General features: G+C 32.7%; 17 protein-coding genes. 8 read left to right on the forward strand and 9 right to left on the reverse strand.

Annotated elements, in window-relative coordinates:
- Positions 1-263 precede the first annotated feature (263 nt).
- From QA612_RS18185 to dnaA, 9 genes are all read right to left on the reverse strand, one after another.
- Positions 264-1,364, reverse strand: a complete 1,101-nt coding sequence (locus tag QA612_RS18185; RefSeq protein WP_278285253.1) for an HD-GYP domain-containing protein — start codon at positions 1,362-1,364, stop codon at positions 264-266.
- Between the two features lie 809 nt (positions 1,365-2,173).
- Positions 2,174-3,763: a catalase gene (locus tag QA612_RS18190; RefSeq protein WP_278285254.1), complete on the reverse strand. Its 1,590-nt coding sequence runs from the start codon at positions 3,761-3,763 to the stop codon at positions 2,174-2,176.
- A gap of 125 nt (positions 3,764-3,888) precedes the next feature.
- On the reverse strand, positions 3,889-6,414 hold the full coding sequence (gene gyrA, locus QA612_RS18195; protein WP_278285255.1) for a DNA gyrase subunit A: 2,526 nt from the start codon (positions 6,412-6,414) through the stop codon (positions 3,889-3,891).
- A gap of 267 nt (positions 6,415-6,681) precedes the next feature.
- A complete protein-coding gene (gene gyrB, locus QA612_RS18200; protein WP_278285309.1) occupies positions 6,682-8,595 on the reverse strand; it encodes a DNA topoisomerase (ATP-hydrolyzing) subunit B in 1,914 nt (637 codons plus the stop codon).
- A gap of 145 nt (positions 8,596-8,740) precedes the next feature.
- Positions 8,741-8,998, reverse strand: a complete 258-nt coding sequence (remB, locus tag QA612_RS18205) for an extracellular matrix regulator RemB (protein ID WP_278285256.1) — start codon at positions 8,996-8,998, stop codon at positions 8,741-8,743.
- Between the two features lie 10 nt (positions 8,999-9,008).
- The gene (gene recF, locus QA612_RS18210) at positions 9,009-10,130 is read right to left on the reverse strand and encodes a DNA replication/repair protein RecF (RefSeq protein ID WP_278285257.1); all 1,122 of its coding nucleotides are present in this window, start codon (positions 10,128-10,130) and stop codon (positions 9,009-9,011) included.
- Positions 10,131-10,147: 17 nt separating this feature from the next.
- A complete protein-coding gene (gene yaaA / locus QA612_RS18215) occupies positions 10,148-10,363 on the reverse strand; it encodes a S4 domain-containing protein YaaA (RefSeq protein ID WP_278285258.1) in 216 nt (71 codons plus the stop codon).
- 640 nt (positions 10,364-11,003) lie between these two features.
- Positions 11,004-12,143, reverse strand: a complete 1,140-nt coding sequence (dnaN, locus tag QA612_RS18220; RefSeq protein WP_278285259.1) for a DNA polymerase III subunit beta — start codon at positions 12,141-12,143, stop codon at positions 11,004-11,006.
- A gap of 214 nt (positions 12,144-12,357) precedes the next feature.
- Positions 12,358-13,716 (reverse strand): chromosomal replication initiator protein DnaA, encoded by a 1,359-nt coding sequence (gene dnaA, locus QA612_RS18225; protein WP_278285260.1) that lies wholly within the window; start codon positions 13,714-13,716, stop codon positions 12,358-12,360.
- 826 nt (positions 13,717-14,542) lie between these two features.
- Here dnaA and rpmH point away from each other — a divergent pair.
- From rpmH to rsmG, 8 genes are all read left to right on the forward strand, one after another.
- On the forward strand, positions 14,543-14,680 hold the full coding sequence (gene rpmH, locus QA612_RS18230) for a 50S ribosomal protein L34 (RefSeq protein WP_013490884.1): 138 nt from the start codon (positions 14,543-14,545) through the stop codon (positions 14,678-14,680).
- 407 nt (positions 14,681-15,087) lie between these two features.
- The gene (gene rnpA, locus QA612_RS18235) at positions 15,088-15,474 is read left to right on the forward strand and encodes a ribonuclease P protein component (protein WP_278285261.1); all 387 of its coding nucleotides are present in this window, start codon (positions 15,088-15,090) and stop codon (positions 15,472-15,474) included.
- Complete coding sequence (gene yidD / locus QA612_RS18240) at positions 15,471-15,707, forward strand: membrane protein insertion efficiency factor YidD (protein ID WP_278285262.1); 237 nt, start codon at positions 15,471-15,473, stop codon at positions 15,705-15,707. The genes rnpA and yidD overlap by 4 nt, the downstream gene beginning before the upstream one ends.
- Positions 15,708-15,814: 107 nt before the next feature.
- On the forward strand, positions 15,815-16,621 hold the full coding sequence (gene spoIIIJ, locus QA612_RS18245) for a YidC family membrane integrase SpoIIIJ (protein WP_278285263.1): 807 nt from the start codon (positions 15,815-15,817) through the stop codon (positions 16,619-16,621).
- Complete coding sequence (jag, locus tag QA612_RS18250) at positions 16,618-17,235, forward strand: RNA-binding cell elongation regulator Jag/EloR (RefSeq protein ID WP_278285264.1); 618 nt, start codon at positions 16,618-16,620, stop codon at positions 17,233-17,235. Before spoIIIJ ends, jag begins: the two co-directional genes overlap by 4 nt.
- 901 nt (positions 17,236-18,136) lie before the next feature.
- Positions 18,137-19,513, forward strand: a complete 1,377-nt coding sequence (mnmE, locus tag QA612_RS18255; protein ID WP_278285265.1) for a tRNA uridine-5-carboxymethylaminomethyl(34) synthesis GTPase MnmE — start codon at positions 18,137-18,139, stop codon at positions 19,511-19,513.
- 28 nt (positions 19,514-19,541) lie between these two features.
- Complete coding sequence (gene mnmG, locus QA612_RS18260) at positions 19,542-21,434, forward strand: tRNA uridine-5-carboxymethylaminomethyl(34) synthesis enzyme MnmG (protein ID WP_278285266.1); 1,893 nt, start codon at positions 19,542-19,544, stop codon at positions 21,432-21,434.
- A gap of 193 nt (positions 21,435-21,627) precedes the next feature.
- The gene (gene rsmG, locus QA612_RS18265) at positions 21,628-22,341 is read left to right on the forward strand and encodes a 16S rRNA (guanine(527)-N(7))-methyltransferase RsmG (RefSeq protein ID WP_278285267.1); all 714 of its coding nucleotides are present in this window, start codon (positions 21,628-21,630) and stop codon (positions 22,339-22,341) included.
- Positions 22,342-22,560: the final 219 nt, after the last annotated feature.

A 22,560-nucleotide genomic window follows, 5' to 3' on the forward strand; every position in this document is an offset into this window, starting at 1 on the left:
AATAATTCATTGACGGGATATTTTCATATCCCACTTCGTTTGGCTTTTTGTTTAGTTTTCAAAGGTCAATTACTAACAAAATAAACGTTTACATTTAATGTGTTTTTTGTTAGCGACTTATACATCATATCAAATCAAAATATATAAGTCAATACTTTTTTTTCTTTAATTGAAGATGTGCATTTGTTGTTTTTAAAGACAACGAATAATAATTTACCATATTATATAATCTAAATCAATATTAAATTTAAAATAATTTAAAATTAATTCGATACTTCATCCCTTAATAACATGTCTTCTATATACAGTTCTCGATTACTTGTTAATTTTAATAGTTCATTATTAGTTAATTTTACAATTGGCCTTGTTGGTTCATTATCATCTAGAAATACTATTTCCCCAATTTCTCCATTGTTTAAACGTACTTTTTTGCCTATTGATAAATCTAATATCATTAGAATAAAATTTTCTAAAACTATAATGTCAATTTTACTAAAATGCTCTTGCTTTAAAGATTCAATAACTTTAAATGGAGATCTTTTCTTACGGTAATAACGTTCAGATGTCATTGCATGGTATATATCACATATAGAGATAATTTTTGCAAAAAGATGAAGTTTTTCTTGAGAAAGTTTAAGTGGATAGCCACTAGCATCATTTCTTTCATGATGCTGTATCACACCTAATAAAGCCGCCTTGGAAAATCCAGGAATATCCTTGAGCATTTGATATGCAAACATTGGATGTTTTTTTACTTCTTCATATTCTTCAATTGTTAATGGATCTTTTTTTATTAATAGACTCATAGGTAATTTGGACATGCCACAATCAGATAACAATGCTGATAAACCTAATTGAATTACCTCTCCATTAGATAAGTTTAATCTCTTTCCTAAGTTATAGCTTAAGATGCTAACTGCAACAGAATGATAATATAAATAATCTTCTTTCGTGCAATAATGATGGAGTTCTATTAAATCATCCTTTGTAGGACTAATTTCATACAGTGGTAAAAATACTTTTCTAATTGCAAAAGCATCTACTTTTGCCCCAGCTTGCCAACTAGAAAATAGCTTTTTATATTTTTGCACAGCAACTAAATATCTTTCCATAAATGTAGATTTGAAATCAGTCTTATTTTCCCCAATACTATTTTCTTCTTGTATTACTTCACTTGGCTTATATTCTCTTCCATCTACAAGCCTTGATTCTACTACTGCATATGAAATAACAAATATTTTTAAAATATTTATATGACCTTTAGTTAGGACAGTCTTTTTTTTCATTATTGGTGCGTTAGTATGTTTATAAATATCTTCAGATAAAATACAACCAGGAATTAATTGATTAATTTTTACTTTCATTTTTAGTAACCACTCCTATTTTATATACACTATTAATCTTCTCTAATTTCTTCATTACTAGTTAGTTATAATATTATCTTATTTTGGTTTATTTTGTCATATATGTATTTCGTTATTTTGTTCTTAAATAATATGAAAGTATAAAATAATGGATTTAATAGTTGTTTTTTCATTCTTAATCCATAATCTTTAATTTATAAATATTTTTAAAGACTTTGTCAAATTTGAAATTTAACTAGTTTTTTAAATACATAATTGAGTCAATTTCTAGTTCACTATTTCATTCTAAAACACGAATATTTATATCAAGAAACTTATATTTAATTTGATCTTCGCTTCAGACGGATCAATTACGCCAAAGAGCAACCCACGTCCTGTGGACAACGGCGTAATGTCGTCGAGACAACTCGAAGCTAATTCGTGAAGCATATTCTCGTCGCTAGAATCACTGTCTTCCACTACAATCGAAAATAATGTACGTCTTTTCAATAATTTTTATTTATGAAATTCATTCAATTATAAATTTATAATACTATTTATTAAATTTCCATATAAAAAATCTATTTAATATAACAATACTTAGTTTTACGAAAGTGTATTCTAAAAGTCCAACCTCGTAATCTTGGTTACTTTTTTATTAAGTTATTTAGAAGTGAATGGTGAAGAATCCTACCTTCAAATGGAAAATTTTCATCCATAGCATATCCAATACAAGCAATATACTACTAAAATCAACTAAGCTTTTAGAAAAAATGCATATTAAAAAACTAACCAAGTCTAATTTACATCTACACTTGGTTAGTTTTTAATTAATATGGATCTGATGGATGCCCTATTTGTTCTGCTTTCTTAACTGCATCATCGGAATCTTTATTTCCAATAGGGTTTCTATGGGATAACGTTTCATCATCGTTATCTGAATTCAAGCCATCTTCAACACGTTTCCCATATTCCTCATCACATTTCGTTAATAATTCCACCATGGTATTTTGTATTTCTGCACGACAAGGTTTTAAAGTATTAACAAGGTTTTTTATTAATTCATCTCTTTCCCAATTTGAAAATCTTCTATACGTTTCTCCAGCCTGTGTAAAATTATTTTGCCTTTCAATAGATTCTCTTTTCAATTCCCCTTCTACATATGGAGTATGATCCTTTCCTTCTTTAGGTGCTTCCTTTAACCCACCTATAATTGATGGCTCATAGTTAACATGTGGATTTTGACCTTTTCCTTTGTCAACATGGTATTCCATTTGTCCATCCCGTTGATTTGTTGCCACATGCTTTTTAGGTGAATTAATTGGTAACTGTAAATAATTTGAACCTACTCGATAACGTTGTGTATCTGAATAAGAAAAAGTTCTTCCTTGTAACAATTTATCATCTGAAAAATCTAACCCATCTACTAGAACACCTGTACCAAAGGCTGCTTGTTCAACTTCTGCAAAATAATTTTCTGGATTTTTATTTAACACCATTTTACCAACAGGTTGCCATGGTATATCATCCTTATACCATAATTTTGTTGGATCTAATGGATCATAATCTAATTCAGGATGTTCATCATCACTTATAATTTGAACAAATAATTCCCATTCAGGGAAATCTCCATTTTCTATTGCTTCATATAAATCTTGTGTTGCATGATTAAAATTTTTCCCCTGTATCTGTTCCGCTTCTTCTTGAGTTAAATTTTTTATTCCTTGCTTTGGTTCCCAATGATATTTAACTAGAAATCCTTCACCATCTTTATTTACCCATTTATATGTATTAACACCAGATCCTTGCATAAGACGATAATTGGCAGGTATTCCCCAAGGTGAAAATAAAAATGTAATCATGTGCATCGCTTCTGGAGTTTGAGAAATAAAATCGAAAATTCTTTCTCCATCCTGAAGATTTGTTACTGGATCTGGTTTAAATGCATGAACTAAATCCGGAAACTTTAGTGGATCTCGAATAAAAAATATCTTCAAATTGTTTCCTACTAAGTCCCAATTTCCATCCTCTGTATAAAACTTTACTGCAAATCCTCTTGGATCTCTTAATGTTTCAGGTGAGTGTCCCCCATGTACAACAGAAGAAAAGCGGACGAATACTGGAGTTTGCTTTCCCTTTTCCTGAAACAGCTTGGCTCTAGTATATTTGGAAATTGGTTCATCTCCTATTGTCCCATAAGCTTCAAAATAACCATGAGCTCCAGCTCCTCTTGCATGGACAACTCTTTCTGGAATTCTTTCACGATCAAAATGACTAATTTTCTCTAAAAAGTCATAGTTCTCAAGAGTAGTTGGACCACGATTACCTACCGTTCTTACATTCTGATTATCTGTTACTGGATGACCTTGCCTATTCGTTAATTGTTCCGATGTAGCTCTTTCTTCCCTTTCATGGTTCATATGTCCACCTCTTAATATATTTTGTAAACATATATAATTTTTACCAATATCACTATTTTATTCAAAAAAAAAAAGAAACTGCCTAAATATCTTTAAGACAGTTTCGTAAAATAAATTTGTTTATGTTATTCTTCTTCCTTGTTCACATTATCTACTTCAGTTTCTATTTCAACACTAATGGTATCGCTATTTTCTTCTATATCCAAATCTTCAATTGTTTCATCGTCATCATCAATATTTACTCGAGCAACAGTTGATACTTGTTCTTCATCTCCTACACGGATGAGACGAACGCCTTGCGTATTTCGACCAGTAATAGATATTTCATTTACATGCATTCGAATAATAACACCAGAGTTTGTAATAATCATAAGGTCATGATCATCAGCTACAACCTTTAATGATACAAGATCTCCATTTTTGTCCGTTATGTTACATGTTTTAATTCCTTTACCGCCTCGACTTTGAATACGATAATCCTCTACTGCTGTCCGCTTACCAAAGCCTTTTTCAGTTACGATTAAGACATGCTGTCCTTCTTCTATAATATCCATTCCTACTACTTGATCGTCCTCTTGTAATGTTACACCTTTTACACCTGTGGCTGTACGTCCCATGAAACGTACATCGTTTTCATGGAATCGAATAGACATACCTTTTCTAGTACCAGCAATAATTTCCTTAGATCCATCCGTTAAACGAACACCATAAAGAGTATCGCCTTCACGAAGATTGATTGCAAATAAACCACCACGACGGATATTAGCAAAAGCTTGAAGCTTTGTTCGTTTTGCAACTCCATCTTTCGTCATAAAGAAAAGATAACGATCCTCAGCAAATTCTTCAATAGGAATGACCGTGCTAATATACTCATCTTTATCTATTTGAAGAAGGTTGATTATAGGAATTCCCTTTGCTGTTCTACTAAAGGAAGGAATTTCATACCCTTTTAAGCGATATACTTTTCCTTTATTTGAAAAGAACAGAATATGATCGTGAGAATTTGTAATAAATAAATGTTGTACAAAATCGTCATCATGCGTTCCCATTCCTTGTATACCACGACCTCCACGTTTTTGACTACGGTAAGTAGAAAGTGGAATACGTTTTATATATCCGTTATGTGATAAGGTAATAACTACATTTTGACGAGGGATAAGGTCTTCATCCTCTAAGCTATCTTCACCTAAAGTGATAATTGTTCTTCTTTCATCGTTATATCTATCACGAATATCAGTTAATTCTTCTCGAATAATTTCGAGAACTTTTTCATCATCAGCTAAAATTGCTTTTAACTCTTTAATTTTTTCTACAAGTTCTTGATATTCTGACTCGATTTTATCTCTTTCTAAGCCTGTTAACCGTTGTAGTCGCATATCTAATATTGCTTGTGCTTGATCATGACTTAAGTTAAATTGTTCAATTAAGCCTTGTCTTGCAATTTCAGTCGTTTCTGATCCACGAATTAAGGTGATTATTTCATCAATATGATCTAATGCAATCCGAAGACCCTCAAGTATGTGTGCTCTCGCTTCTGCTTTTTTCAGCTCAAAAGCAGTTCGACGGCGAATTACTACTTTTTGATGCTCTAAATAATGGTATAGGACTTCCTTCAACGATAGTACCTTAGGTTGACCATTCACTAATGCTAGCATATTAATACCAAAGCTTGTTTGTAATGCCGTTTGCTTATACAAATTGTTTAATAGAACATTAGCATTAATATCTCGACGTAGCTCCATAACAATACGCATACCATTACGATCCGATTCATCACGTAGGTCTGTGATTCCATCTATCTTTTTATCTCGAACAAGCTCTGCTATTTTTTCAATTAAACGAGCTTTGTTTACTTGATATGGTATTTCATTAACAATAATCCTTGGTTTTCCATTATTATCTTCAATCTCTGCTTTTGCACGGATTGTAATAGATCCTTTTCCAGTCTCATATGCACGACGAATTCCTGAAATCCCTACTATTTCTGCACCTGTTGGGAAATCAGGTCCTGGTATATAATCCATTAATTCTGTGCTAGTTAAAGAAGGGTTTTCACTTAATGCTAGAACTCCGTCAATAACTTCTCCTAGTTGATGTGGGGGTATGTTAGTAGCCATCCCTACAGCTATTCCAGAAGTACCATTAATTAAAAGATTTGGGAAACGGGCAGGAAGAACAATTGGTTCTGTTTCTGAACCGTCATAGTTTTCCTGGTAATCTATTGTATCTTTATTTATGTCACGAACAAGCTCCATTGATATTTTTGACATTCTAGCTTCTGTATATCTCATGGCAGCTGCTGCGTCCCCATCAATAGAACCGAAATTACCATGACCATCAACAAGCATATACCGATAACTAAAGTCTTGTGCCATACGAACCATTGTTTCATAAACAGCAGAATCACCATGTGGGTGATATTTACCAATTACTTCTCCAACGATACGGGCTGATTTTTTATATGCTTTATCTGAAGTCATTCCTAACTCATTCATCGCATATAATATACGACGGTGAACAGGCTTTAATCCATCTCTTACATCAGGTAATGCACGACTTACAATAACACTCATCGCATAATCCATAAAGGATGTTTTCATTTCCTGACTAATATTAATTTCTTTTACTCTTGATTGATCTTGTTCAGACATTCCTTGTACCTCCGTTCACCAAATTCTAACGGAATAATTTTGTGCTTCATCCGTTTATGAATCTAAATCAATATTTATATATTAACAGCTTGCTTTTAAAAGCTTAGATGGAAGAATACTATATATGACAATGAGCTTTAATATTAATTTTCAGAATCCTTTTTCTGCAATGCTTTTAATTTATGCCTTTTAATTTAAAGTACATGAACCATGCAGCTACAAGCTGCATGGTCTTCATTAAAACGTTAATTGATAGGATTGATATAATTAAATATCAAGGTTCTTCACGTAGTGTGCATTGGCTTGGATAAAATCACGCCTTGGTTCAACCTTATCTCCCATTAATGTTTCAAACGTTTCATCAGCTACCATGGCATCCTCTAATGTAACCTGTAACGTTGTTCTAGTATTTGGATCCATTGTCGTTTCCCACAATTGTATAGGATTCATTTCTCCAAGACCTTTATAACGTTGAAGACCAGGTTTTGGATTAGACGGAATTTCAGCCATAATGCGTTCCAATTCTTTTTCATTATAGGCATAATGAATTTGTTTACCTTGTTGAATTTTATATAATGGTGGCTGAGCAATGTAGATGTAACCTTCCTCTAATAATGGTCGCATATAACGATAAAAGAAGGTAAGTAATAGAGTACGAATATGGGCACCGTCTACGTCAGCATCGGTCATGATAATAGTTTTATGATATCTTGCCTTCGTAATATCAAAGTCGCCACCAATACCTGTTCCCAGTGCTGTTATAATTGCTCGAACCTCATTGTTAGAAAGAATCTTATCTAATCTAGATTTTTCTACATTTATAATTTTTCCTCGTAGTGGCAATATTGCTTGGAAGTGACGATCACGACCTTGTTTTGCTGAACCACCAGCTGAGTCACCCTCAACAATATATAGTTCACTAATGGATGCATCCTTTGAGGAGCAATCTGCAAGTTTACCTGGTAAAGAACTAATCTCTAATGCAGATTTACGTCTAGTTAATTCTCTTGCTTTTTTAGCAGCATCTCGAGCTCTTGAAGCCATAATCCCTTTTTCAACTATTTTCCTAGCCACATTTGGATTCTCAGCCATATATTTTGCCATGTGCTCTGTAAATAAAGAGTCTGTAATTGTTCTGGCTTCACTATTTCCTAGCTTTGTTTTCGTTTGACCTTCAAATTGAGGATCAGGAATTTTAACAGAAATAATTGCTGTTAAGCCTTCACGTACATCATCTCCAATTAAGTTTGGATCCGCTTCTTTAAATAAACTATTTTTTCTTGCATAATCATTTATTACTCGAGTGAGTGCAGTTTTAAACCCAGACTCATGTGTACCACCTTCGTGAGTATTAATATTATTAGCAAAGGTATAAAGGTTACTTGCAAAACCATCATTGTACTGCATTGCAATTTCAACAGAAATACCTTCTTTTTCACTTTCTATAAAAACTGGTGGTTCATGTAATGGTTCTTTTGTTCGATTTAAATGCTCTACAAAGGAAGAAATCCCGCCTTCATAAAAGTATTCAGCATTTTTTCCACCTTCACGTTTATCATTAATAAAAATACGTAGCCCTCGATTTAAAAAAGCTAACTCCCGTAATCTATTCTTTAGAATGTCATATTCAAATACTGTTGTTTCTGTAAAAATTTCTGGATCTGGTTTGAACTTAATAATAGTTCCTCGTTTTTCTGTTTCACCAATAATCTTAAGGTCTCCCTCTGGAACCCCTTGACTAAATTTCTGATAGTGAATTTGCCCTTCTAAATGAACAAATACTTCTAGTGAAGTGGAAAGGGCATTAACAACTGAGGCACCTACACCATGTAGTCCCCCTGATACTTTATAACCTCCACCACCAAATTTCCCACCTGCGTGAAGGACTGTCATAATAACTTCAACAGCAGGTCTTCCCATTTTTTCATGAATTCCTACTGGAATACCTCGACCGTTATCTTCAACTGTAATACTATTGTCTTCTTCAATCGTAACCTTTATTGTGTCACAATAGCCACCCATTGCTTCGTCAATACTATTATCAACAATTTCCCACACAAGATGGTGTAATCCGCGTGCACTTGTTGATCCTATATACATACCTGGCCTTTTACGAACGGCCTCTAATCCTTCTAAAACTTGAATCTGACTTTCATCATATGATTGTTGTTCTATAGTCAATTTTTTCACCTACACTTTTCCTTGCAGTTTTTTGCACTGCAACAAAGTAATATCTATAAAAATGTTGTTCAAAATTTAAGGAAGCATATTTATATGTTTCCAACACTTGAACAATCGTTGATTTTAAAAAAGTATGAATGTTTATTTATTCTTCTTCTAAAACCGTCACTGTTTCAGCACGTCTTTTTAAAGTATGAGAGGATATAGGAGACAAATAAATCTCATTTTCTGTAATAACAATGGATTTTGGATTATCATTAGAAATAGACACTGTTTTCTTATTTAACTCATTATGCTCAATAAATACCTCATTATCTTGAGAAACCTCTTTACTTTGATAATCTAAAATGGCAATAACTTTATTTGAACGTAAAACCATATCTCCACCTAAATGAATAAACATATTAGACACCTCACTTATTTACTTTAATTTTTCCATTTTCTACATGGTAAATTTTTGCCTCGCGGAGTGTGCTATGCTCAATTCCTTCAACACTTGTTGTTGTTACAAACGTCTGTACCTTTCCTTGAATTGTACTTAATAAATGTGACTGCCTGTAATCATCTAGCTCAGACAAAACATCATCTAATAATAAAATGGGGTACTCTCCTACTTTTTCATATATTAGTTCAATTTCGGCTAATTTAATAGATAGTGCCGTCGTTCTTTGCTGACCTTGTGAACCAAACGTATGAATATCTCTATCATTCACAAGAAACTGAAGATCATCTCGGTGTGGTCCTATTAACGTTGTACCTCTATGGAGTTCTCTTTCTTGTAAACGTTGAAATTCATCTTGAAGTATTATTTTTAGTGTCGACAAATCCATCTCTTCTGATACGTTAATTGATGGGATATACTTTACTTTTAATGTTTCTAAACCTCGACTTATTTCTCGATGAATAGGTTCAGCCCATCTCTGGAGCTTATTAATAAACGCAAATCTTTTTTCAATAATATGACATGCAGAATGAATTAATTGATCTGTCATGACATTCAACATTGTTGTATCTTGTTTTTTCTTTTTTTGTTGAACATCCTTCAACCATTGGTTTCTCTGCTTCATAATCTTATAGTATTGAGATAGATGATAAAGATAAATAGAGTGAATTTGTCCCATTTCCATATCTAAAAATCGTCTCCGTACTTGAGGACTTCCTTTTACAAGGTTTAGATCCTCAGGAGCAAACATAACGATATTACAAGAACCAATATAGTCACTCAACCTTTTTTTTTCAAGATGATTTAGTTTGACTTTTTTTCCTTTATGAGAAAATACCACTTCCATTTGAAGTGGTCCATGTCTATTTTCTAAGTGACCTTCTACTTTAGCAAAGGATTGATCCCATCGAATTAATTCTTTGTCTTTTGTTGTACGATGTGATTTTGCCATTGCAAGCACATAGATAGCTTCCATTAAGTTGGTTTTCCCTTGTGCATTTTCTCCAATAATTACATTAATTTTATTTTGAAAATTAAGAGTTAAATCGTGATAGTTCCGATAATTTTTAATGGTTATATTTTTAATATACAAAGGAATCCCTCAATTACTTACTTATTAATTAAAACTACCCCGAAATTTTCAATTTCAACTTTATCTCCAGGATATAGCTTTTTTCCTCTACGGTTTTCCATTTCAGAATTAACTTTGACTGGAGTTTCTTGTAAAAACCACTTAGCTGCTCCGCCAGTGGAAATTACCCCTAATTCTTTTAATAGTTGTCCCAATGTCATATATTCATCATGAATTGTAATATTATGTTCCATATTGGGTCACATCCTCTTTATCTTACTCATATATTTTCACTTTGATAATAACTGACACAAAAATGCTCAACTTATATTGTACTAAAAATTTTACAAATACGCCAATTTATTCAGAAAATATACGATTTATCCTTAAAACTAGATAGTTTTATTAACTAAATATGTTTAGGTAGTTAGAGGAATTTAGAATGTGATTTTGTTATTACGCTTGATATGGGGATAACCTTTAACAAAGGAGTAACAGAAAAGAAGTGTCTCAAACATGAATATTTGAGACACTTATGAAAAATAGCTGTGTAAGTTAATTAATTACAATATCTACCCTGAAAATAAGTATTAGTTCAGGAGTGGAAGGCAGCGACTCCAGTGGGATCAGCGCGAGACAAAAATCCCCTAAAAGCTTACTCTGTAAGTTTTAGGAAGTAGAGACCGTGCAAGGAGCTAGGATGGCGACATTACGCCGTTGCCTACAGGACGTGGGCTTACCTTAGGTGTAATTGAGTCACCAGTAACGGATGAACACCCTTTGAAAGTATTTTTATCCTCCATGGTACAAGTTTTTACTTGCATGTGCGGTCTATCTTGTAGTTATCAACGTCCCTATAGTCTATGTCATAAACCAAATTGGAAATTAAAAATTTTAATAAGTTCTAACAGGTGAGAATAGGTGAAGCATGTTATCATTCTCTATTGGTTTAATTACAAATGGGCTCATTGCTCCAGTAAAATCAATCATTATTTCTGTTGATTCAATAACTTTTAATGCATCAATAATATTTTTCCCATTGAAAGAAATACGTAATTCTTCTCCGTTGAAACTATTTGTAGTTATATCCTCCGTAACTTTACCAACCTCTGGTGTTACAGAAGTAATTTCAATATTCCCATTACCTAACGTTTTTAAATTTACAACATTATTTTTTCCATCTCTAGAAAGAAGCAATGCTCTTTCAATTGCTTGCATAAATAATTTTGTAGTTAGTGTTACACCAGTTTTTGATTGAGTTGGAATCATATTCTTCGTAGCAGGATAATTTCCATCTAATAATCTTGAGAAAAACAATAAATTTTTCCCTTTAAATAAAATTTGATTATCTGTAACGATAATATCAACCCATTCTTCATTTTCATCTAATATTTTACTTAATTCATTTAAACTTTTTCCTGGAATAACAACATTAGTAAATGATAATTCATTTGTAGTATCTACTTTTGCTTTTCTCATAGCTAAACGGTGACTATCTGTTGCAGTGCAAGTGAGTAAACCATCCTCAATTGTCCAGTTTACACCAGTTAATATAGGTCTTGTTTCAATAGTTGAAACGGCAAAAACGGTTTGTCGGATAATATTTTTAAGTAAATCTGTACGGAGCTTAAATACATTTTCTTCTTCTATTTCAGGTAAACGAGGATATTCCTCTGGATCTAAACCATTTAAATTAAAAACAGATGAACCTGATTTTATTGTTGTTACAAGCTGATCTGTTACGTGAATATCAATTGTATCCTCTGGAAGTTTTTTTACAATTTCAGAGAAAAAACGAGCTTGAAGTACGATACTACCTTTGTCTTCTACTTCTACTAATTGAAGATCACCATCTTCTTTAGGTATAAAAGATTCAATGGAAATATCTGAATCACTACCAGTTAATGTAACACCATATTCATTAGCTACTAATTTTATACCTGTTAATACTGGAATGGTTGTTCTTGAAGAAATTGCTTTAGATACATGCTGAACACTTTGAACGAATTGGTCACGATGTATAGTAAATTTCATATTTCGATCCTCACTTTCTTTATGATTTCATAATGTATAAAAATCTCATTTTATTAAGCATATATTATTAATATATTTATAAAAATAATAGAAGTACTAGTAGTAATACTTGTGAATATGTGGATAACTTCTCCAAACTCTTTTTGTGGCATGGTTTTCCACATGTGGATAAACTGTGGGTAAATAGAACTTATTTATTCACAGTTTTCACAGTTTATGATTTTAATTGTTCTTTAATTTCTTGAATTTGTTTTTGTAAATCCGAATCTGTTGAAAAAAGCTTTGAAATTTTTTCATGTGCATGGATAACGGTAGTGTGATCCCTACCTCCGAATTCAGTACCTATTTTTGGTAAAGAATTATCAGTAAGTTCTCGAGATAAGTACATGGCAATTTGTCTAGGATATGCAACACTTTTTGTTCTTTTCTTTGCTTTTAATTCATCAACACGAATTCTAAATATGTCAGCAACTGTTTTTTGAATATCCTGGATCGTAATTGTTTTAGGTTTTGAATTAGGAATTATATCTTTTAAAGCAACAGCAGCTAAATCTGCGTTCATATCCTGATTAATTAACGAAGAATAAGCTACAACTCGAATCAAAGCCCCTTCTAATTCACGTATGTTCGTATCGATTTGATTTGCTATATAAAGCATTACCTCGTTTGGAATATCAAGATTTTCTGCTTTTGCTTTTTTTCGTAATATTGCTATCCTCGTTTCTAAATCTGGTGGCGTAATATCGGTAATTAATCCCCATTCAAAGCGCGATCTTAATCTATCCTCAAGTGTAGGAATTTCCTTAGGAGGACGATCACTAGAAATAACAATTTGTTTCCTTTCTTCATGAAGGGCATTAAATGTATGGAAAAACTCTTCTTGTGTTTGTTCTTTTCCAGCTAAAAATTGAATATCGTCTATTAATAGCACATCCACATTTCGGTATTTATTGCGAAAGTGTACCGCTTTATTATCACGAATAGAATTTATAAATTCATTTGTGAACTTTTCGGATGACAAATAAACAACCTTTGCACTTGGATTATGATCAATAACATAGTGGCCAATAGCATGCATAAGATGGGTTTTTCCCAAACCGACTCCACCATATATAAATAATGGATTATAGGCTTTTGCAGGTGCTTCAGCTACAGCTAAAGAAGCTGCGTGTGCAAACCTATTTCCACTTCCAATAACAAACGTATCGAATGTATACTTCGGATTTAGCATATGCTTAGGCATTTCTTCATTCATTTCAACTGGCGTTTTAACTTGTGGTTTTACCTTTTCTAAAAGTTCTAAATCATTACTTTTATCTTCCTTAGGTAAAACAAACCTAGCTTCAAGTTCAGCTCCAGTTAACTCATGTAAAGTTTCAGTAATAATTCTTAAATAACGGTTTTCTAACCAATCTCTCGCGAATTCATTAGGAGCAATTATATGAATCGTATTCGTTCCTTGGTCAATGGAATCTGCTTTTGTAAATTTAAACCAAGTATCAAAGCTAGGCTTACTTACTTTTTCTTCTATCATTTTTAAAGCTTGCTCCCATAGGTCATTTAAGTTTTCCAAACATTTTCCCTCCTTTGCTTAGATTTGTTACATAACAGATAAACGAATTTAACATACAAATCCATCTTTGTACAACAAATGTATAGCCATGATGTATAGAATTGTATATAAACACATTGGTGAAAATTGTGGAAAAACATATTATATAGTAGAAAAATGTTAATTCACGTAATTCACAGATATGTGGACAATGTTATACAGAGCACTTAATAACTATCCACAAAAATACTCACAGTTGTGGATAGTTTATATTTTACCACAGGTTTTCCACGAAAAAAAACAACAACATCATATCAAATTTACTCTTTGTTGGCAATAATCGCTAATAGTTATCCACATAATTCAATAGCTTGTGTTTAGTTTTTGTCCACAACACAAGATACTGTGTAAAAAGTGAAAAAAAGGCTGTGGGCAAATAAAAAAAATGTAGAAAGTTGTCCACATTTAGGAGAAATAAAAAAAGTTACAAGTTTGTATGACAAAAGTTTAAATAAATGTTTTATCCATTTGCCTCAAATAAAAAAGTAAAAAGTAAATATTCCATCGATTTTTTAATTGTCATTTTTAGAGGTGTTGATGGAAGACGGTGACATTGTAAACATTTTTGAAGGCGAGAAGAATACTAAAAGAGTAAAAGATGAAAAAATATATAAATAATGAAGTAATATGAGGAAGAACTTAATAGAGCAAAAGGTACTAAACTAAGCCATAATTTCAAGGTAGTCAGAACTTAGTAAATTTTTTATAAAAACTTGACAAGCGGGGATGACTTTCATATAATTTCTAAGACTGTCGTTTTCGTAATTTCCTGCAGGAGGTGTTATAGATGGGTAAACCAACATTTAATCCAAATAATCGTAAACGTAAAAAAGTTCACGGTTTTCGTTCTCGTATGAGTACAAAAAATGGACGTAGAGTATTAGCTAATCGTCGTCGTAAAGGAAGAAAAGTACTATCTGCATAATAGTAGGCCACTGAGATCTCAGTGGTCTTTTCTTTTATATACGATACATAAAATTTAAAAATTCTTATATTGTTTATAGTAGACCTCCTGGAACTCAATCTTGCACTATGGTTAACTAGGCTAGGCTATTTTCAAGTTAGACAACTAGTAATACTCTGGTTATATTTGCTTCGATACAATTTTTATTTGTCAGTGAAGTGGATGTTCGTTGCAGTAGTCTGACTTTCACTATTGGAGCCTTTTTTGGAAAATATGATGTATATTTATGGATTTTGTTACTGAATAAAGGAAATAATGATGTTTGTGTAGCGATATGATCTTTTTTTCTTTATAATGTAATTTGGGTTCTATCAAAAATTAATGATATCATTTTATTTTTTGATAGAAATTGAATGAGGTGTTTGTAAGTGAAAAAGTTAAACCGATTGAAAAAAAATGAGGAATTCCAAGAGGTTTTTCAAAAGGGGAAATCTGTTGCAAATAGACAGTTTGTTGTTTATTACTTAAAAAAGGAAAATCAAAAAAATGTTAGAATTGGTTTATCCGTTAGTAAAAAAATAGGACATGCTGTCATGCGTAATCGGATTAAACGTTTAATTCGAGAGTCTTTGAGAGAATTGATGGTAAACATAATGAATGATTATGATGTTGTCATTATAGCTCGAAAACCTACATCACAAATGGAGTTATCTCAGATGAAGAACTCTTTATCCCATGTATTGCATTTATCTGGTGTTTTACAGAGAGATAACCGTAAACATGGCAAGAGACATAAAGAGGTGAATGGAAAGTGAAATGGATCTTTCTAAAACTAATTGGTCTTTACCAAAGATATATTTCACGCTTTACACCACCTACATGTCGGTTTTATCCCACTTGCTCCCAATATAGTATAGAAGCGATCGAACGTTTTGGTGCATTAAAAGGAGCATGGTTAACTATTAAAAGAATTGTTAAGTGTCAACCATTACATCCAGGTGGATTTGACCCTGTACCAGAATGTAATGATAGAAAAAGGGTTAAATAGTAGCAGAATTCTCATGTTTTTTCGGTCATTCACATTATTACATGCAATCATGATGTGATTGGCGTTTTTATATACTATGTTTTAGGAAAAGGTTAGGAGGACAGCACGTGGCAAGGAAAATAAGTTTAATATTTATTTTAGTAGGTTTAATGGTTATTATGACTGGTTGTTTTAATATAGATCAACCAATCACTGATGCAAGAGAGGGGATTTGGGATTCTTATTTTGTATATCCTTTATCTTGGTTAATGATAACGATTGCTGAAGCATTAGGAAATAGCTATGGTTTAGCGATTATTATTGTAACAATTTTACTTCGTATTTTAATATTACCTTTAATGATTAAGCAAACGAAAAGTACGAAGGCAATGCAGGCTATTCAACCTGAAATGAAAGAATTAAGAGAACAGTATAGTGCAAAAGATCAACAGACTCAACAGAAATTACAACAGGAAACGATGGCACTTTTTCAAAAACATGGTGTTAATCCATTAGCTGGGTGTTTACCAATTTTTGTTCAGATGCCAATATTGATAGGTTTCTATCATGCAATTATACGAACACCTCAGATTAATCCAGAAATAGATCCTGTTCAATATGGACATTATGATCCACAAGTATTTTTATGGTTTGAATTAGGTAGTGCCGATCCTTATTTTATTTTACCTTTAATTGCAGGTGCAACGACGTTCATTCAACAAAAAATGATGATGGTAACGGATAATCCTCAAATGCGTATGATGATGTATTTAATGCCGATTATGATTATCGCGTTTGCAGCATTCTTCCCGTCTGCACTAGCACTTTATTGGGTAATTGGTAACCTGTTTATGATCGTTCAAACGTATTTTATTACTGGGCCAAACGTAGGAAAAGCGAAGGAGCCTGAAACAGGGGGAGCGAAAAATAAGTGAGAAAAGTGACTGTATCTGGGAAATCAGTGGATGAAGCGGTTGAGTTAGGATTATCAAAACTTCAGACTACAAAAGAGCAAGTGGAGATTAAGGTAATTGAAGAAGCCCAAAAAGGTTTCTTCGGATTGTTAGGTGGAAAACCAGCAGTCGTTGAGGTGAAATTGAAACCTGATCCAATTAAAGAAGCTATTCTTTTCTTACGAGAAACCATTGATAAGATGGGTATTTCTGCAAGTGTAGAAAAAGATGAAAGAAATGAAGGTATATTTTTAAATATCACAGGTGTTGATATTGGCGTATTAATTGGAAAAAGAGGACAAACGTTAGATTCACTACAATACTTAGTTAATCTCGTTGCAAATCGTCAATCAGATAATTATGTTCGTATTTATTTAGATGCAGAAGGATATCGTGAACGACGAAAAGAAGCCCTGGAAACATTAGCTATGAGGCTAAGTAATAAGGCTCTTCGTACGAAAAGAGAAGTTCGTTTAGAACCGATGAATGCCCACGAACGAAAAATAATTCATACTACATTACAAAATGTTAAAGGAATTACAACTTACTCTGATGGTGAAGAACCAAATAGACGAATTATTGTTGCTCCAAAATAGAAGTTACAGTCATCTTAGAATCACTTAAATAATTGCATACTTTATTTAAACACTTATATCAAAATGGTATAAGTGTTTTTTTATTTATTCTACCCTGAAAATACGAAAGTTCTCGCATATAGTGGGAAAGTGGATTTGCGGGAAGAAGACTCGATATTGTTCCCGCAAACGGTGGAAAAACAAAAATGCGGGATGAATGAAGTCTATATTGTTCCCGCAAACAGTATTAGATTGGAATTGCGGGAAGGTAGTATATCTTAGATAGAAAATTTTCATCCCTCATGGTGCAAGTTTTGCTTGCATAGGTGGTCTACCCTGAAAATAAAACATTTCAGGAGTGGATTGCGGCGACTTCAGTGACGAGCATATGCATCACGAATAAACTTCGAGTTGTCTCGACGCATATAACAACAGAGAGCAACACTTGCAGAGGCAGAGACAGACCCCCATGTACATGTACTTTAGCAGTATTCAAAATGGATAGTGTGGAGGCTGATCCGTTGCTGCGCTATAGAAGTCACTATGAAGTATGGACAGATGTCCTTATTACATATTTTTAAATTGGTTATTATCTACTTTTTATTCCAATCCTGTATAAAGATTATGATAGGAATAATAATGGAATAGATGAAAAAAATGATAAACAAATGAGGTGAATATATTTTTATCCACAATTAGACTTGCTGATGCTTTTCTATATGATACAATTTCATCTATCCACATGTGGATAAAAAAGAAGCTATAATGTTTTATATATATTGTGGATGAAAGAAAAAGGATAAGTATTGTGGATAAGTTCTTTTTTCAAGAATAAATTTATGGTATTCTATTTATTTGGGTAGTTGTTTATTCTTTCCATAATAGATGGATAAACGAGTTTGAAGTATAGGAGGTGTGGTAGGTGGAATTGGATACAATTACAGCCATATCTACTGCAATGGGTGAAGGTGCAATAGCTATAATTCGAATTAGTGGAAATGACGCGATACAAATTTCAGATAAAATATACAGAGGAAAGAAACATTTAAAAGATGTAGAAAGTCACACAATTAATTATGGACATATTGTTGATCCTGAAACAAAAGAAAAAATTGAGGAAGTAATGGTTTCAGTTTTATTATCACCAAAAACATTTACAAGGGAAGACATGGTTGAAATCAATTGTCATGGTGGTATTGTTTCTGTTAATCGAATTCTACAATTAGTGTTAAAAGAGGGAGCTAGATTAGCTGAACCAGGTGAATTTACAAAACGAGCATTTCTAAATGGAAGAATAGATTTATCACAAGCTGAAGGAGTAATGGATTTAATTAGAGCAAAAACAGATCGTGCAATGAATGTGGCTATGTCTCAAATTGAAGGTAAATTATCTAAACGCATTCAAAGACTTAGACAAGCCTTATTAGAAACTGTGGCACATGTTGAAGTAAATATTGATTATCCTGAATATGATGCAGAAGAAATGACATTAGAGATCTTGAAGGAAAAAGCTACCTTTGTAAAAAATGATATAGATAAGCTTTTACAAACAGCTCAACAGGGGAAAATATTAAGAGAGGGTTTATCCACTGTTATTATAGGACGTCCAAATGTTGGGAAATCATCATTACTAAACAATTTGGTTCATGATAATAAAGCAATCGTCACTGAAATAGCTGGGACTACAAGAGATGTAATAGAGGAATATGTAAATGTTAGAGGAGTACCTCTTCGATTATTAGATACAGCAGGTATTCGGGAAACAGAGGATTTAGTTGAAAAAATCGGAGTAGAACGTTCAAGAAAAGTAGTATTAGAAGCAGAACTGGTTCTTCTTGTTTTAAATTTTAATGAAGCACTAACGGATTCTGATGAGGAACTTTTTAAAATAAGTGAAGGTAGAGATAGAATTATTGTCATTAATAAAACAGATCTGCCTGAAAAAATTGATATAGATAAGGTAAAAAATCTTGCTGGAAATGATCCAATAATTACAACATCATTATTGAAAGATGAAGGTGTTGATGAATTAGAAGAAGCAATTAAATTATTATTTTTCCAAGGAGAACTTGAATCGAATGATTTGACGTACGTATCAAATTCAAGACATATCGCATTATTAAATGAAGCTTTACGTGCAATTAACGAGGCGTTACAAGCAATTGAAGCAGGAATGCCTGTAGATATGATCCAAATAGATATTACGAAAACTTGGGATTTATTAGGTGAAGTGATAGGTGATAGCGTTCATGAAAGTTTAATTGATCAATTATTTTCGCAGTTTTGTTTAGGTAAATAAAATAGAAAGTTGAAAAGGAGGGGTAAAAATGACATATCACGGTGGTGATTTTGATGTAATTGTAATAGGTGCTGGTCATGCAGGTGTAGAAGCTGGATTAGCATCTGCAAGAATGGGTGCAAATACATTAATACTCACATTAAACTTAGATGCAGTTGCGTTTATGCCATGTAATCCATCAGTTGGAGGACCAGCAAAAGGAATCGTTGTCCGAGAAATTGATGCTTTAGGTGGAGAAATGGCCCGAAATATTGATAAAACCCATATTCAAATGCGTATGCTTAATACAGGAAAAGGTCCAGCTGTACGTGCACTAAGAGCACAGGCTGATAAATTTTTATATCAACATGAGATGAAAAAAACAATAGAAGAAACAGAAAACCTTTTATTAAGACAAGGTATGGTTGAACGGTTAATTATAGAAAATAATGAAGTAAAAGGTGTTATTACGCAAACAGGTGCTACGTATAATGCAAAGGCTGTCGTTATTACTACAGGTACTTATTTAAGAGGTAAAGTAATCATCGGTGACTTAGCATATGAAAGTGGCCCGAATAATCAACAACCATCTGTTAATTTATCTTATCATTTGCAGGAATTAGGTTTTGAAATGGTTCGTTTTAAAACAGGAACTCCACCTCGTGTAAATAGTGAATCAATCGATTATTCTAAAACGGAGATCCAGCCTGGAGACGATGTGAAGCGAGCATTTTCATATGAGACAACTAAGTTTATAACGGATCAGCTTCCTTGTTGGCTTACGTACACTAATGAAGATACGCATAATATAATTAATAATAATTTACATCGTTCTCCAATGTACTCAGGAATGATTGAAGGAACGGGTCCTCGATACTGTCCATCAATTGAGGATAAAATTGTCCGTTTTAATGACAAACCAAGACACCAAATTTTCCTTGAGCCAGAAGGTAGAAACACAAAGGAAGTATATGTACAAGGGTTATCAACTAGTCTTCCAGAAGATGTTCAAGGGGAGATTTTAAAAACAATTCCAGGGTTAGAAAATGTTAGAATGATGCGTTCTGGCTATGCTATTGAATATGATGCTATTGTGCCAACACAGCTTTGGCCGTCACTTGAAACAAAAATGATTACAGGACTTTTTACTGCTGGACAAATTAATGGAACTAGTGGGTATGAAGAAGCTGCTGGTCAAGGATTAATGGCTGGTATTAATGCAGCAAGAAAAGTCCAAGAAAAAGAGTCCATTATTCTTGATCGTTCAGAAGCATATATTGGTGTTTTAATTGATGACCTTGTGACAAAAGGAACGAATGAACCTTATCGTTTACTTACATCAAGAGCTGAGTATCGATTATTACTTCGTCATGACAATGCAGATCTCCGTTTAACTGATGTTGGGTTTAACATTGGATTAATTTCTAAGGAAAGATATGAACGTTTTATTAACAAAAAAGAAGAAATTAAAGCAGAAATAGAAAGATTAGAAAATACAATTATTAAAGTTACGGAAGATGTACAAAATGTAATGGAAGAGGCTGGGGCTGCTTTATTAAAAGATGCTGCACATGCATCAACTTTATTAAAACGACCTGAAATAAAGTATGAGCATATTGAACGTTTATCGAAACCTAACCATAACTTAGATGAAGATGTAAAAGAACAAGTAGAAATCCAAGTAAAATATGATGGGTATATTTCTAAGCAATTAGAACAAGTTGAACGACTAAAGAAAATGGAAAACAAAAAGCTCCCAGAAGACTTAGATTATAGTGTCATTAAAGGATTAGCTATGGAAGCAAGACAAAAATTAGCAGAAGTAAGACCATTATCAGTAGCACAAGCATCAAGAGTATCGGGTGTTAATCCTTCTGATGTTTCTGTTTTACTCGTTTATTTAGAGCAAGGAAAGCTAAAAAGAGTAGAAAGTAATGCTTAATTAACGAATGAATAATAGACTCTAATTAAATTATTTAATATTTTCACACTCATGTGTTCAACTACGACGTCTTCTCCTGTTTCTTTCAGCAGGAGTCGCCGCGTTACACTATTGAACTAATTTTCCAAAGTAGTCTTTATTTTTAATCTCTTGTAAAACGTGAAGTTTTCTTTTTAGAAAGTAGGTAGGAATCGTGAATGAAATTGAATTTCAAGATGCACTATTGAAAAAAGGGATACAAATTTCCGACTTTCAATTAGATCAATTCAGAAAATATTACGAAGTACTCATTAGTTGGAATGAAAAGATGAATTTAACTGCAATAACAGAAAAAAATGAAGTTTACTTAAAACACTTTTATGATTCTATTTCTGTTGCTTTTTTTCATAATTTTTCAGCACCTTTGAAAATAGTTGATGTAGGTGCAGGTGCAGGTTTCCCTAGTATTCCATTAAAAATATGTTTTCCTAATTTGGACGTAACAATTGTAGATTCTCTTAATAAGAGAATAACCTTTTTAAATACTTTAGCGGCAGAGTTAGAACTTGAAAATGTTGCATTTCACCATGATCGTGCGGAATTATTTGGCAAAAACAAAATCCATAGAGAAAAATATGATATCGTAATGGCCAGAGCTGTAGCGCGGTTACCAGTTTTAGCTGAATTATGTTTACCTTTAGCAAAAAAAGATGGATTCTTTATAGCAATGAAAGGTTCTGGTGGTCAAGGAGAAGTTACTGATTCTACTAAAGCTTTTAATATACTAGGTGGCGTTGTGAAAAACAATTATTCCTTTCTCCTTCCTAATGAAGAGAGTGAAAGGAATATAATTATCGTTCACAAGACGAAGACCACACCTAAAAATTACCCAAGAAAACCTGGAACTCCAAACAAGCAACCTTTATAATAATATTTGTTATGGGTAGTGATGATTTTAGCCCTTAGGTATAATAGGAGTATCTAGCAGCAAAAGTCATAATGAAGAATAACAGAGCTTATCTAACTTAAATGTGCTATTATGAATGTAGTTAAACAGAATGTTTCACGTGAAACATTCTGTTTATATGATGTTCTATTATCATTGAAAATATTAGAAACAGAAACTATTCACCTTTTCACTATTATA

The sequence above is a fragment of the Evansella sp. AB-P1 genome (assembly GCF_029688925.1).
Classification (GTDB): Bacteria; Bacillota; Bacilli; order Bacillales; family Salisediminibacteriaceae; genus Evansella.